The sequence below is a fragment of the Acinetobacter sp. MD2(2019) genome, from assembly GCF_035615615.1.
In the GTDB taxonomy this organism is placed as follows: Bacteria; Pseudomonadota; Gammaproteobacteria; order Pseudomonadales; family Moraxellaceae; genus Acinetobacter.
In genome coordinates this window covers 145,789-160,227 of sequence record NZ_VTDU01000002.1, presented here as the reverse complement: position 1 = coordinate 160,227, position 14,439 = coordinate 145,789, and the positions used below count along the sequence as shown (strand labels likewise).

The 14,439-nt window shown below is 41.5% G+C and carries 14 protein-coding genes; 7 read left to right on the top strand and 7 right to left on the bottom strand.

What is annotated here, in order from left to right:
• Positions 1–18: 18 nt before the first annotated feature.
• Positions 19–1,899 carry a DNA topoisomerase IV subunit B gene (gene parE, locus I2F62_RS02130; protein ID WP_324625374.1) on the top strand — a complete coding sequence of 627 codons (1,881 nt, stop codon included), beginning with the start codon at positions 19–21 and terminating at the stop codon, positions 1,897–1,899.
• Positions 1,900–2,033: 134 nt separating this feature from the next.
• Positions 2,034–3,374, top strand: a complete 1,341-nt coding sequence (locus I2F62_RS02125; RefSeq protein ID WP_324625373.1) for a GGDEF domain-containing protein — start codon at positions 2,034–2,036, stop codon at positions 3,372–3,374.
• A gap of 18 nt (positions 3,375–3,392) precedes the next feature.
• Here the strand turns inward: I2F62_RS02125 and I2F62_RS02120 are convergent, their stop codons facing one another.
• The 3 genes from I2F62_RS02120 to alc form a co-directional block, all read right to left on the bottom strand.
• Positions 3,393–4,127: a hypothetical protein gene (locus I2F62_RS02120; protein ID WP_324625372.1), complete on the bottom strand. Its 735-nt coding sequence runs from the start codon at positions 4,125–4,127 to the stop codon at positions 3,393–3,395.
• A gap of 118 nt (positions 4,128–4,245) precedes the next feature.
• Positions 4,246–4,749, bottom strand: coding sequence for an ureidoglycolate lyase (locus I2F62_RS02115; protein WP_324625371.1), 504 nt, complete (start codon positions 4,747–4,749; stop codon positions 4,246–4,248).
• A gap of 21 nt (positions 4,750–4,770) precedes the next feature.
• Positions 4,771–5,778: an allantoicase gene (gene alc / locus I2F62_RS02110; RefSeq protein ID WP_324625370.1), complete on the bottom strand. Its 1,008-nt coding sequence runs from the start codon at positions 5,776–5,778 to the stop codon at positions 4,771–4,773.
• Between the two features lie 173 nt (positions 5,779–5,951).
• Here alc and hpxO point away from each other — a divergent pair, with 173 nt between their 5' ends.
• Positions 5,952–7,109, top strand: a complete 1,158-nt coding sequence (gene hpxO, locus I2F62_RS02105; protein WP_324625369.1) for an FAD-dependent urate hydroxylase HpxO — start codon at positions 5,952–5,954, stop codon at positions 7,107–7,109.
• Between the two features lie 53 nt (positions 7,110–7,162).
• Here hpxO and I2F62_RS02100 read toward each other — a convergent pair whose 3' ends face one another.
• The 4 genes from I2F62_RS02100 to puuE all read right to left on the bottom strand — a co-directional run bounded on the left by I2F62_RS02100 (position 7,163) and on the right by puuE (position 10,243).
• Positions 7,163–8,050, bottom strand: coding sequence for an outer envelope protein (locus I2F62_RS02100; RefSeq protein WP_324625368.1), 888 nt, complete (start codon positions 8,048–8,050; stop codon positions 7,163–7,165).
• Positions 8,051–8,408: 358 nt separating this feature from the next.
• The gene (uraH, locus tag I2F62_RS02095; protein WP_324625367.1) at positions 8,409–8,729 is read right to left on the bottom strand and encodes a hydroxyisourate hydrolase; all 321 of its coding nucleotides are present in this window, start codon (positions 8,727–8,729) and stop codon (positions 8,409–8,411) included.
• Positions 8,726–9,229, bottom strand: a complete 504-nt coding sequence (gene uraD / locus I2F62_RS02090; RefSeq protein WP_324625366.1) for a 2-oxo-4-hydroxy-4-carboxy-5-ureidoimidazoline decarboxylase — start codon at positions 9,227–9,229, stop codon at positions 8,726–8,728. Before uraD ends, uraH begins: the two co-directional genes overlap by 4 nt.
• Before the next feature lie 45 nt (positions 9,230–9,274).
• Positions 9,275–10,243 carry an allantoinase PuuE gene (gene puuE / locus I2F62_RS02085; protein WP_324625365.1) on the bottom strand — a complete coding sequence of 323 codons (969 nt, stop codon included), beginning with the start codon at positions 10,241–10,243 and terminating at the stop codon, positions 9,275–9,277.
• Positions 10,244–10,491: 248 nt separating this feature from the next.
• Here puuE and I2F62_RS02080 point away from each other — a divergent pair, with 248 nt between their 5' ends.
• The 4 genes from I2F62_RS02080 (at position 10,492) to dsbD (ending at position 14,159) form a co-directional block, all read left to right on the top strand.
• Entirely contained in the window at positions 10,492–10,842 is a 351-nt protein-coding gene (locus tag I2F62_RS02080; protein WP_324625364.1) for an HPF/RaiA family ribosome-associated protein, read from the top strand.
• Between the two features lie 126 nt (positions 10,843–10,968).
• Positions 10,969–11,514, top strand: coding sequence for an ankyrin repeat domain-containing protein (locus tag I2F62_RS02075; RefSeq protein ID WP_324625363.1), 546 nt, complete (start codon positions 10,969–10,971; stop codon positions 11,512–11,514).
• 23 nt (positions 11,515–11,537) lie between these two features.
• Positions 11,538–12,305, top strand: a complete 768-nt coding sequence (locus I2F62_RS02070; RefSeq protein WP_324625362.1) for a transporter — start codon at positions 11,538–11,540, stop codon at positions 12,303–12,305.
• Positions 12,306–12,317: 12 nt separating this feature from the next.
• The gene (gene dsbD / locus I2F62_RS02065) at positions 12,318–14,159 is read left to right on the top strand and encodes a protein-disulfide reductase DsbD (RefSeq protein ID WP_324625361.1); all 1,842 of its coding nucleotides are present in this window, start codon (positions 12,318–12,320) and stop codon (positions 14,157–14,159) included.
• The last annotated feature ends 280 nt before the right edge of the window (positions 14,160–14,439 follow it).

Below are 14,439 nucleotides of genomic sequence, written 5' to 3'. Positions count from 1 at the left end.
CTAAGGAACATAGATCACGTGTCACAATATACGGCCCAATCGCTCGAAGTATTATCTGGTTTAGACCCTGTTCGTCGTCGTCCGGGAATGTACACCGACACTTCACGTCCGAACCATCTTGCACAAGAAGTTATCGATAACGCCGTGGATGAAGCATTGGCAGGGCATGCCAATAAAATTTGTGTCACGGTACATAGCGACGGTTCATTGTCGGTGCAAGACAATGGGCGTGGTATGCCTGTAGATATTCATCCTGAATATGGTCAAAGCGGGATTGAAATTATTTTAACCAAATTACATGCCGGCGGAAAATTCAGTACCGACAACTACCAATTTTCTGGCGGTTTGCATGGGGTGGGTATTTCGGTGGTGAATGCGCTTTCTACCCGTGTAGAGGTGGAAGTTCAACGCCAGGGCAATGTCTATAAAATGGCTTTTGAACATGGCGATGCCGTGTCTGCGCTAGAAGTTATTGAGGGCAAAGTTGCCAAACGCGCCACAGGCACCTTGGTTCATTTTTGGCCCGATGCCAAATATTTTGATAGTCCTAAATTTGCTTTAAAAGCACTCAAACATAATTTAAAAGCCAAAGCTGTTTTAGCTGCGGGTTTGCATATCAGTTATGTCGATGAAATTAATAAAGAAAAAATAGATTGGCAATTTGAAAACGGGCTGGTCGACTACTTAATGGATGAGTTGGAAGATCGAGAAATTCTGCCGAGTCCGGCTTTTGTTAGTACTGGAGAAGCTGAACGTGCCAGTTGTGAATTTGCCATTTGTTGGAATGTGGAAGCGGGCGAGCAAATCCAAGAAAGCTATGTTAACTTAATTCCAACAGCGCAAGGTGGAACGCATGTGAACGGACTCCGTTCTGGTATCACAGAAGCCTTACGTGAGTTTTGTGAACTGCGTAACTTGTTGCCGCGTAATTTAAAGCTCTCGGCTGAAGATGTTTGGGATGGCGTAAATTATATTTTGTCACTGAAATTTCAAGAGCCACAATTTTCAGGTCAAACCAAAGAACGTCTTTCTAGCCGTGAAGCATCAAGTATCGTGCTGAATATCGCTAAAGACGCTTTTACTTTGTGGCTCAATCAAAATACGGAAACCGCACTACTTTTGGCTGAAATGGCAATTAACAAAGCAGGGCGACGTTTAAAAGCGGCTAAAAAAGTAGAGCGTAAAAAAATTGTTTCGGGCCCGGCTTTGCCCGGGAAACTGGCCGATTGTGTCGGTTTAACGCGCGAAGAGTCAGAATTATTTATTGTCGAAGGGGACTCTGCCGGCGGCAGTGCCAAACAAGCCCGAGATAAAAACTTTCAAGCGATTATGCCGATTCGTGGGAAAATTTTGAATACATGGGAAGTCTCTTCCGATGAAGTACTGGCTTCAGAAGAAGTACATAACATTGCAATCGCGATTGGGGTCGATCCCGGAAGTGATGATTTATCTGAACTGCGTTATGGCAAAATTTGTATTTTAGCCGATGCCGACTCGGACGGTTTGCATATTGCAACGTTGCTATGTGCTTTATTTGTGAAGCATTTTCCAAATTTGGTCGAAGCCGGTCATTTATTTGTGGCAATGCCGCCACTGTTTCGAATTGATGCGGGCAAGGAAGTGCATTACGCCTTGGATGATGCCGAGCTAGAAGGTATTTTGGCGAAGCTTAAAACCAAAAATCCACAAATTACCCGCTTTAAAGGCTTAGGCGAAATGAATGCAAGCCAATTAAGAGAAACCACCATGGACCCAGATACACGGCGCCTTGTGCAATTGGACCTCGATGATATGCATTTAACCGCAGGTTTACTCGATAAACTGTTGGCAAAAAAACGCTCGGCAGATCGTAAGCACTGGTTAGAGCAAAAAGGCAATTTGGCAGATTTAGCCATCTAATTTTATGGACCACAACAACATAAAAAGGGTGCTATTTTCATAGCACCTTTTGTATGATGTAGAAGACGATTCTTTTTCGTATAGCTAAAAAAAATGACACAAAAAAAGCGCAGTTATCCCAATAAGGATAAAACATGAGAAAGATCATATTACTTTGGTTGAGTCTGTTTATCTTAGCCGCGCTGACGCTTGCCATTACTGCCCAGTTTATGATTAGTCCGATTTGGGTCGTGAATGTGGTTGCCGCGTATTATTGCATTCGCTATCGTAAACAATTACATAATTTTTTTATTATGGGGCTATTTAGTGCCTCTGCAATTTTTGTCGCGTCTTTGCTGTTTGACCATTATCAAGAATTGCCACAAAAATTACTGCTTTCGCTTCTTTCTGGCTTACAAGTCAGTCTATTTGTGTGGGTTTATTATCTGCTGATTCAACGATTAGATCATCACTATTTTAAGTATCGTCAAACCATTTTGCTGACCGTGCCAAATCTTGTCAGTAGCTTTATTGCGGCGTGGTTATTTGTTTTAATCCCCAAACAAGGTGAAAGCTACTTAGAATTTCTGGATTATTTTTTAGAGCAAGCATCAACGGGTTTAGCGGTGATTTGTTTGTTGGTCGGTCATCGAGAAATGAAACGACTGGAATTTCGAGACTATCTTGTGCTGACACTTGCGCTAGTGGTTCAATATTTTATTTCAATTTCACATATTTTTTATAACTGTTTTATTATTCCGATTGTTCTGCTGTATTTCGCCATTCGTTATTCGGTGATTCGTTTCTCGTATATTGTTGGTTTAGTAAGCTTAATTTGTGCCACCTCTGTGTCTATTCCGCTTGCGGGCCAATTTTGGCAGGCAGATGAAATCCATTTTTTATCGCGCTTAAGTGTTTATCGAACCGGTATTGCGATGAGTATTATTTTATATGTGCTCATGTGCGAAATTCGGAATTTGAACAAACGCTTGTATTTGTATGTGGCTCGTATTTCATTTCAGGATGAATTAACTGGATTAAAAAATCGGCGTTTTATGCGCGAAAAAATCCTTCAGCCCAATCATCTGCAACAAGGTTTATTATTACTGATTGATATTGATGATTTTAAAAAAATTAATGATCAATATGGGCATCAGATTGGCGATATTATTTTAAATAAATTCGCGCGGTTACTCGAACAAATCATGCCAGAGCATGCGCAAGTTTTTCGTTGGGGTGGTGAAGAATTTTTGGTCATGGTCGATTCTGTGTCAAATTCAGAACAAGCGAATGCCTTGTGCCAGCACTTAATTGAACATACCAAAAATGTAATTTTTAATTGCGATGGCATCTATATTCAAAGTTCACTTAGTGCAGGTGTGGTGCAATTTGAACAGTATTCGGAGGATAATTATCATCAGATTATTGATCGTGCCGATCAATTATTGTACCAAGCCAAAGCACAAGGTAAACAATGCTATGTACTGGCATGGTAATAGGCCGCGTGGCCGATCTTAATTTTCAACTTGATAATAGTTTCCGCTGGCATTGACATTGTGTCCAAAGCTACAGCCAGAGGTGCTTGCATTTTGCGTCACTTCAATTTTTCGACCGTATTGATCTTGACTGAATTTTAGGTCAATTTTGCAATCGTCATGAGCATAATGCGCTTGTTTTGCCCCATGCGGCATGCTGGTGGTAAACGAGCCCATATTCGGGCCATTAATCAAACCCAAAATACCAAAGTAATAACCATCGAAGCTGATTTTATAGTGTTGGGTTGTTTTTGAAATGTTTATAGTATTCCATTGTCCAAACCCAGCAGGGGTGACATAACGACCTTCGAGTTGCTTATTGGTTTTGGGTAAGTGTAGCTGCTTTAAATTATATTGACTGATTTTTGAGTTTGGCGTGAGTAAAAACCACGCTCTGGCCCATAACGGTTTGCCTAATTTGGCATAACTCAAACCGACGTTATTGTTGGCAATCGCGACATCGCGATCACTCAAATGTGCCATATGACTTTGATCTGCATTGAATTGACAAAAGGCGGTCCATGCCGCTTGATATTCAAAATGCGGAATGGCTTTGTGGTATTGTTTTTGCGCGTAGTATTGTTGTCCACGTTGCGCATGATTTGTCACTTTAGCGCAGCCTTGTTGCAATTCTTGTGTAGCACTGAATTCGGCAAAAGCCAGTGGTGAGATGAATAGACTGCTGCTTAAAAGAGCCAAAATAGAATATTTCATTGTTGTGATTGAACCATCGCTGTGGTGGTTTTTATTATAAAATGCATGCTGCATATAAAAAACAACTGCTCTGTAAATGGCTACAAAGCAGTTGCTGAATTTTTATCATCCGTCTGGTTTAGGGTTCAATCCTCACCGATTCAGGAAACGGATAAACATCACAATTTGCCCCTGAACCCAAACGGTCGATTACCGCAAAATCGCTTGGCGACTCAAGGGTCAGCAAGGGATGATGCCATGTTCCCGCCCGATAATTCACCCCTTGCGCCCCATTACTCATAAAAGCATGTACCTGATGCAGATCGGGCTGCTGTTCGTTGGCGCTTAGGGCAACCACAATCAGAAATTTTTGCCCCTGCATCGGAATGAAAGCTTGAGAACCTTTTGGATGTCGTTCTAGCATAGAAATGTCTAACGGCAGCTGTGTAGTTTTAATATTGCGAAAAATACTAATTCCAACCTGTGCTTCACCTTGAGCCTCGGTTTCAACCAAGGCGTGGTAGCGCTCGGTGTGGGCATCATTAATATGAAAAAAAGCATTGCCTTCGCAGCCAATCACCTCACCAAAAGGTGCAAAGGCTTCGGCGGTTAAAGGCTGGATTTTCACAATAATGGTCGACATAACGAGATCCTTCAAGGCTGATTACAGGGCTTTACCCCACAGACGTACCCGACTAATACCACCATCTGGAATCATATTAATGCGAATATGGCTAATTTTTTTATGACTGAGAATTTCATTCACAAAGCTATGAATATTGTCCATTTGCATGTCTTGCGCATTTAACAAAAATGGCCAGAACATACTTTGTGGAATGAGCTGTGCATCGGTTGCATCTTCAATATAAATGGCTTGAATAGACACTTGTGCGGGGAAATTCCCTTTAAAATGTGCAGTATCAATCTCAAGTTTTTCAATTTTTCCTGCTTGTCCCAAAGCCAAAATACACCAGTCAAATCCCGGTGCACGGCGGCGTTTGGTTTCCCATCCATCACCCATGTTAACCCCACGACCGGGATTAATTAAGTTTTGTGGATGTCCGTAATGCGCATCACTAAAAGCAATTACACGGCCACCATTTTTAAGCGCCACCAAATCGAGTGTTTGGTCATTTTGTTGTTGTGCAATAGACACTTGACCATAAACGCGAAAACGCGCCACGCCACCATCTGGAAAAATATTCAGACGAACATGGCTAAAGACTTGTTCAGAGATCGCGCTATTAAAAATATGGTGCTGACTTGAACCAAGTACATGGTTGTCTAACAGGGTTTGCCAATCGGCATTTTCCAGCTTGCCATCGGGGGCGTAGCAGGCTTCAATGGCAGCAGATGCGGGGTAATTACCAGTAAAAAAGGTGGTATCGACATCAAAGCTATGAATTTTACCTGCCACACCAAGTTTGATAATGCACCAGTCATAACCTGCATGGCGTTTGCGGCGAGTTTCCCAACCGTCCATCCATTTGCCATGATCGTCAAATTCACCTTCAATAAAAATAGGTGCTTCAAATTGCAGCATCCGTTTGGCTTCGGCAAAAAATTGATCTGAACATTCAATAATTTCAGCGCCAATACGCGCATCAGCTAAATTGGTTAAAGTACTTAAATGTGATGGGAGTTCAAACGGTGGAGCAAGTAATGTAGCCATGGTCAATCCTATTTTTCTTACAATTTCTTTCAATGAAAAGCCTATCATGTATAGCATGATTTATGCCAAAAAAGGTGCATAATGCGGTGTAGCCGATCATCGTAATTGTGCAAAAATGGCATGTTTTTGGCATGGATATGGATAAATATTTTACAAAAAGAGAGGGTCTTGAGATGGAAATAGTCATTATTGGTGCAGGAATGGGTGGACTGACGACTGGCATTGCACTAAAAAAGTTCGGACACAAAGTTTCCATCTATGAGCAAACCACTGAAATTCGACCTGTCGGTGCTGCAATTTCATTGTGGTCAAATGGGGTGAAATGTCTTAATTATCTTGGTTTGTCGGCGCAAATTGCACGTTTAGGTGGGCACATGGATGCCATGGCCTACATTGATGGTTTAACCGGTGAAACCATGACTCAATTTGGTTTACAGCCATTAATTCAAGAAGTTGGACAGCGACCGTATCCGGTTTCTCGTTCTGAATTACAAAATATGCTGATGGATGAATTTGGCCATCAAGATATCCATTTGGGAAAAAAAATGGTGTCTTTACAAGAACAAGATGGCATCGTTCAAGTCGAATTTGCCGATGGCACACAGATTGAAACTGAGCTACTTATTGGTGCAGATGGAACGCACTCTATTAGCCGTGCCTATGTTTTAGGTGAGCAAGTGCAGCGCCGTTATGCTGGTTATGTGAATTGGAATGGTTTGGTCGAAATTAGTGATGCCTTAGCACCTGCCGACCAATGGACAACCTATGTTGGTGAAGGCAAGCGGGCATCGTTAATGCCTGTGGCGGGAAATAGATTTTATTTCTTTTTAGACGTGCCGTTAGAAGTGGGTCTTGAAAATGATAAAAGCAGCTATAAAACGCAGTTAAAACAATATTTCTCAGGCTGGTGCCCACAAGTACAAAACCTGATTGATCAACTCGATCCTGCCACGACCAATCGTGTTGAAATTCATGATATTGAACCTTTTTTACAGTTCTATAAAGGACGTGTGGTGTTGGTCGGGGATGCTGCACACAGCACCACACCGGACATTGGCCAAGGCGGTTGCCAAGCCATGGAAGATGCACTGTATTTGGCGCGTGCCTTACAAATTAATACCTTGGGTGTGGAAGATGCTTTGCAGCGTTATCAAGACAAACGCAATGAACGAACCAAAGAAATGGTTTTACGTGCGCGTAAACGCTGCGATGTTACCCATATGAAAGATGAAGCAGTCACAACCGCTTGGTATGACGACCTTCGTAAAGAAGAAGGCCCACATATTATGAAGGGGATTATTAGTAATATTGTTGGTAACGTTTTGGACTAATGTTTGAAACGCCTGAAGCTGTGTAAAGGGTTACACAGCTTCAGTTGTTATGCTTAGAAATGGAAATCTACACGAACCATTGGTGTGTTTGCAGTAGCGCCTTTATTTCCTTCGGTTGGGTTACCAAATTTGTTGTGCCAATATTGGTACTCTGCACCTACACGTAGGGTTTTATCATTTTTACCCCAAATCATCGGGCTTAAGTCGTACATCAACATGGCATCAATGTTGGTTTCAGGTGATGTTTTGCCACCATATTCATTTTTACCCTTTGAATCAATCCAAAGTGCAAAACCTTCAAATGAAAGTGGGGTGCTGGCAATAGGAATACCCCATGATAATTGTACTGCTGCATGTGGGTCGTAGTTGTAACGGCTATCTAAACCTTTGGGTTTATTGCTTTCAAAGAAGGCCAAAGCGCTTAAGCTTAAGAAACCCGGCACATTAAAGTTAATGGTAGGTCCAACCACCCACATGCGTTTTTTAGAGCCGTAAGAGTCATTTTTGGTATTGGCATCAAAACCTGCGGTGAGTGCATAGCCACGAATACCCGGTGAAGATAAATCGGTTTTAAATACTTTACCGATATCGATATTATTTCGATACACCACATACACTTCTTTGGTGCCTTTTTCATTGGCTTTATTGGTTATGCCGCCATAAACTTCATCGTCAGATTGTAAAAAATCAACGTTTAAGAAGTTGGTGCCGTAGCTATAACCACTGCTGTGGGTAAATGAATAGATTTTTTTGTTAATATCCATTTTCGAACCATCGGCATTATTTTTATATGGTTCTGAGAAATCACTACCGTAACGTAATCCCAATGCGTTATCGCTCCACGTTAAAGCAGAGGCAGACTGAGTAAGCATCAACGCAGATAAACCTAAGCAGCTGAGTGCAACTTTTTTGTATTGAAATAAATGACTCTTTAAAGACATAGCGCATTGCTCCTAAAAAATGAATGACACACAGGTCGAATGCATCACATCAAATACAATGTTGGAATAAAGTGTTATTTGATGCATATCTGTATACTTTGTGTATCTTTAATTGCAAGCAAAAACTACGCCAGTTGTTTAATTTAGGAACGATTAGCATCGCCAATCCGTTAAAAAGAGTTGTTATGCTTTTCAAAATAAGGTGATTTTAACTGTTTAAAATGAATATGTATTTGTTTTTATTCAAATAATTTTAAATTGCTGCAAGCGTTGCAATGTATACTTTTTTATTAAGGATGATTAGGTCATAAAAAAGGTCTGTATTTGTCGTTACAGACCTACATTTAAGTAACGCCGATTAACTTCCGCGATACGTTGAATATGCATAAGGACTAATTAATAACGGAATATGATAGTGCTCGTTGGCATTGGCGATAAAAAAGCAAATACACACTTTTGGAAAAAAAGTTGAAACATTTTGTGCTGCAAAATAAGGCGCAACGGCAAATTCAAGTTGATATTCACCAGCAACGAGCGTTTCTAAGCCAAAATCTTTCAGTCGTCCGTCCTGATCTGTCACGCCTTGTCCAATCAATTGATGCGCTGCATCATACAATTGAATTGTTACGCCACTGGCCGGTTTACCTAAATTGGTATCTAAAATATGGGTGCTAATCATGCTTGAATTTCCTGATCTAAACGTAACATGGCAATTTGTGCGAGTTGTTGTTTAACAATGACTTTTTCGGTTTCAATATCGTTACTTAACCGTTGGTGAAGCTGTTCTAAAATATCTTCACTGCTCAAACCTGCGGCTTTAATTAAGAAAATAAAGCCAAATTTGGCTTCATAATCTAAATTGCCTTGTTGTAAGGCATTTAAACTGACCGCGTCTTGTGCAATTCCGGCTTGTTCTCGCTCCGACAAGGCTTGTTCTTGTGCCGACAAAACCTGTTTGGCTTTTTTTTCGCCAATTCGTGGATGCGTGTCCAAAGAGGTTTTTACTTCTGCCCAAGACCACGTAGTGGTTTGTTGCTGTGCACGTTGAATTAAGGTGTGTTTACTTTCGTAGGGACGATGTTCCGCCAAGTGAAGCACCCAAGAAGGAATATTGACACAATGTTTAAGTACAGTTTTGGCATCATCCAGAGGAAGAAGGTTAAATTCAGTAACTTGCATGTTTGACTTCCTTATACATGATTTAAAATATTCATTAAACGCATTTTATGGTGTCGGCAAATGATGCTGATACCAGTGCGCTGCAATATCATTGCGCCGACAAATCCAAACCTTCTCATGCGATTGAATGTAGTCTAAAAAGCGCTGCAATGCGCGAAAGCGACCCGGTTTACCCAAAATACGGCAGTGCATGCCAATCGAGAGCATTTTAGGTGCAGTTTCACCTTCGGCATACAACACATCAAAAGCATCTTTAAGATATTGATAAAATTGCTCGCCATGATTAAATCCGCCCGGTGAACTAAATTTCATATCATTCGATTCAAGCGTGTAGGGAATAATTAAATGTGGGCGAGTTTGTCCGGCGTTATTGGTTAAACTGGTCCAAAAAGGCAAATCGTCACCATAATTGTCGCAGTCGTATTTAATTTGTGGAAACTCCGCCAACAGTTGACGGGTATTCGGGCTGTCACGACCGGTATACCAACCAATCGGTGTTTGTCCAAATAAGCTTTCGAGCACAGATAAGGCTTGATCCATATATTGCCGTTCGGTTGCAATATCCATATCTTGATAGTGAATCCAACGTTGTCCGTGTGAAACAATATCGTAATTGGCCGTTTTAATCGCTTCAACAATGTAAGGATTACGAATTAATGCCATTCCCACGCCAAAAATGGTCATGGGTAAGTTACGCTTTTGAAATTCCTGATGAATCCGCCAGAAGCCTGCGCGTGATCCATATTCATACATCGAATCCATCGACATATGCTTGGCAGGGAAACTGGCCGCACCAATAATGTCAGAAAGGAACTGTTCAGAACCGACATCGCCATGTTCAATGTGATTTTCGCCACCTTCTTCATAATTCAATACGAACTGCACCGCAATTCGAGCTTGATTCGGCCATTTCGCATGCGGTGGCTGTCCGTGATAGCCAATTAAATCACGCGAATAGGGCGCAGATTGAATCGCATCAATCAACGATTGACCACGCAAATAAGAACTTGTCACAGTTGGTTTCCTTTTGATCGTTTTTTGCAAATTGTACTTGCATATTTTTGAGTATAGCCTGATATTGAAAATATAAGGACAAGAAAACATATGCAAGAATGGTGACAAATCTTTTATTGATGTTGTCTAAAATAACGACAGAAAATAAAAGTGTGCAACATGTCCCAGCCTATGTTTAACGGTGCTATACCAGGATGGTTGTGTATTTTTGCATCATGCAAATAGATGAAAAAAGTAGAGGATGATTTATGAACATTGAAATCCGTACAGATAAAAATATTCAAAATAGTGAGCGTTTAATTAGTTACATCAGCACTGAACTAAGCAACGAATTTCAACGTCTGAGTGAAAAAATCACCCACATTTCGGTGCATCTAAGTGATGAGAACGGCGCTAAAAAAGCAGATGATGATTTACGTTGTTTAATTGAAGCACGTCCTGCGGGATTAAAAACCGTTGTGGTGAGTCATCGTGCTGGAAATATCGATGCTGCGGTTCATGGCGCAATCGATCGTTTGAAACGCGGTTTAGAGCATGTGTTTGAGAAAAAAGACCATGCGCGTGGTAAACCACTCGAATTTGTTGAAGATGAGGCTTAAGCCTTGTGATTTTTTTAAAAAAGCTCCAGATGGAGCTTTTTTTGTTTATCCAAGATAAAATATTGTTAAACTGCTTTATATGCAGCATGACTGCGCCCTATTCTAATTGATTATTGAGAACCAGCTATGCTAACAACACAACAACTAGAGCTTATTCAAGCCATTGAGCAATTAGACCTTGCCAGCGTCAAAGCCTTATTGGCCGAAGGTCTTGATCCTAATTTTTTAGAGCCTGAAAAAGGTCCACCCATTTCAATTATTTGCGATGTTTTGTTTCAGTGGTGGCAGCCAATTTACGATGGCTATGAAGCAGGTCAGCCCATTCCTGAAGCTGAAAAACAACAAAGCTTGCTGGTGTATTTAGATATTATCGACGCATTAATTGCAGCCAATGCCAATGTGCATTTGTGGGACAGTGAAGAGTTTTTCGGTCCACTTTGGGATGCAGCGAGCGCCGCTTGCGTGCCTGCGGTACAACGATTACTTGCGCAAAATGTTAATCCCAATACATTGGATGATGAAGGCATGACCGTTTTGTCGTCAATCAGTCAATTGATGTATGAATGCGATTTTGATGAAATCGACTGGGATGAAACGTGGCCTGAAGAGAAGCAAACGTTGCAGTTGCTGCGTGAACATGGTGCTAAAATGACCAAAGAACTCGATCTTTAACACGACATTGGATTGGATAATCTATGAAAATATGGCAAACCACTGCATTCGGACTAGCACTTGCGTATAGCATGCCAAGTTTTGCAACAGAATTTTCTTTTGATCGTCCAGGCACTGGTTTTGGAACAGGCATTACACCTGTTGGCCATGTGGCTTGGGAACAAAGCTTACCAACGGTAAGTTACAATAAAGCATCTACCGACAATGGTTTTGAAAAAACCACTACAATTCAAGGTGATATGCTGTTTCGTACCGGCTTAGCTAAAGATTTAGAATTGCAAGTGGGTTGGGATGGCCCAGCATGGACACAAATTAAAAATCCAACCCAAAAAGTGGAAGATCACGGCTTAGGTGATGTTTCGGTTGCGGTAAAAAAAGCAGTAGATTTACAAGATGACCAAATGAGCATGGCGCTCTTGGCAAAAGCCACGTTTGCAACGGGCAATCAGAATTTCACCGCCGATCATAATATTTACACTGTGGGTTCAACTGTTGATTATCAACAAAATGATCTCATCTCAACCAGTATTAGCATGTTCTATGAAGTGCAACATGGCGATTGGTCGGTAACGGCTGTGCCAACCATCAACTATAAACTTTCGGATAAATGGTCTGGATATTCTGAATTTGTTTATCGCAAAAAAGAAAGCCAATCCGATCAAACCTCTTTGGCAACTGGTCTTATCTATGCATTGAATGCACGGACACAACTTGATGCGAGTGTTGGCGTGGGCTTGGCCGGCGATACGCCAGATTATTTTGGTGGTTTGGGTGTTGCGTTCTTATTTTAATTTTAGGTCTTCATGTTAAATCCAACCGTTTCAAAGCAAGCAATATTGTGGCGTGTGCTGCAATATTGCTTTTATTTCTTCTGTGGCGTGTGCAGTGTTGTGGCACATGCGCAAAATAATACCTTCTTAACCGCCGATCAGGCATTTGTATTTTCTGCCGAGTCTCAAACCACACAGCAAGCTGAATTGTCGTGGAAGATTCAACCGCATTTTTATTTGTATCAGCAGAAAATTACCGTCACGCCACAAGGGCAGGCTGCACTGCGCATTAAATATCCGGCAGCGGTGACGCAGCATGATGATAATTTTGGCAAAACCTCGGTTTATTTCGATCAGGTCAACATTAAGATTCCGACTCGTCCGAATCAAAGTTATTTGGTGACATGGCAAGGCTGCGAACAAGGACGGATTTGTTATCCACCGCAAAGCACCACGCTTCGCACCGATGCCAGTGGTTTGGTGTCTTCACAAGATCAAGCCATTGCGGCCAAGCCAAGCTTATTAAGCTTGTCTGAGCAGAATCAAGCTCAATCCACGGCTGCCGATGCAACATCGCCCGAAGCGGCCTCAAACTCGAAAACACCTAAAAATACAGAGGGCTTGGCTGCTCAAGACCAAACTTGGCAGTTGCGACTCAATCAGCACTCATTTGCTTATAGCTTATTGCTGTTTTTAGGTTTGGGCTGTTTATTGGCATTTACACCATGTTCACTGCCGATGCTGCCGATTATCAGTAGTTTGCTGATTCGCGAACATCGTGGCGTTAAAGCATGGCTGATTGCATTGGTATTTGTCTGTAGCATGGCTTTGGTGTATGCGGCATTGGGCATGATGGCGGCATCGATTGGTTTAGGTTTTCAGCGCTGGTTACAGCAGCCCATCATTTTGGCGGCGTTTAGTGGGCTATTTACTCTTTTTGCGTTGAATTTATTTGGTGTTTTTGAACTCAAAATGCCACATCAAATCACCCATCATTTGGGGCGTTGGCAAAATAAGCAACAAGGTGGCTCATTGCTGGGTGCCATGTTAATGGGCATGATTTCCGCCTTATTGGTTGGACCATGTATGACTGCACCTTTGGCCGGTGCATTATTGTTTATTGCCCAAACACAGCAACAATGGCAAGGTGCGATTTTACTGTTTGTGCTTGGTTTTGGGATGGGCGTTCCTTTATTGCTAATCAGTTTGATTGGTACCCGCGTATTACCTAAAGCTGGCCAGTGGATGCATTATATTAAAGTGTTGTTTGCTTTTATTATGCTGGCTTTGGCGATTTATTTCGTACGTGCTTTATTACCGTCAATGCTGTTTCATGGCTTGCAAGCGTTGTTGTTAGGTGCTTTCACCTTATATTTAATTTACGCGATATTTAAGCACCCGCGCGGTTTAAAAATATTGTATGCCGCATTATTGGTTGGTGTGGTGCCATTACTGTCTTATCAGCAATATCAAAGCTTAAATCAGCAAACTTCTGCTTTGAAAAACAGCAGCTTAATTTGGCATCGTGCTACTACAGCCGCTGCATTTAAACAACTTTTGGCGCAGGCTCCGAAAAATCAAGCCATTGTGGTTGATGTTTATGCAGATTGGTGTACCGCCTGCCAACCGATTGAACATCGCATTTTGACACAGCCGCAAGTGCAACAAGCATTACAGCCATTTTACTTAATTAAACTGGATTTAAGCGACTACGATGCTTCGCATCAAGCCCTGTTAAAAGAATGGGATATTTTAGGCCCACCGACCTATTTGTTTTTAAATCCGCAGCATCAAGAAGAGCGCCAATTGCGTTTAACTGGCGCATTTGAACAGCAAGCCTTAATTCAGCAGGCCAAATTATTGTTGCAGCGTTAATTCAATTTTTTGCAAGGATAAATCCCAAAATAAAAAAGGCATGATGCGAAGTCATTATGCCTTTTTTAATGCATGAACGTTTACACTGCCTACACGTTGTATTAACAGTGTAAATATGTGCTGAAGTCGTAAAATGAACGCAATCGCCATTGTACTTCTGCGTTAACTATTTAAAAATAATCACGATTATAATGACATTGATCGACTCAGGCTTCGATATTGTGTTTTGGATGAGAGCGAAATTTTAAATTTAAGCTTGAAAATCGTTGCTAAATATCAC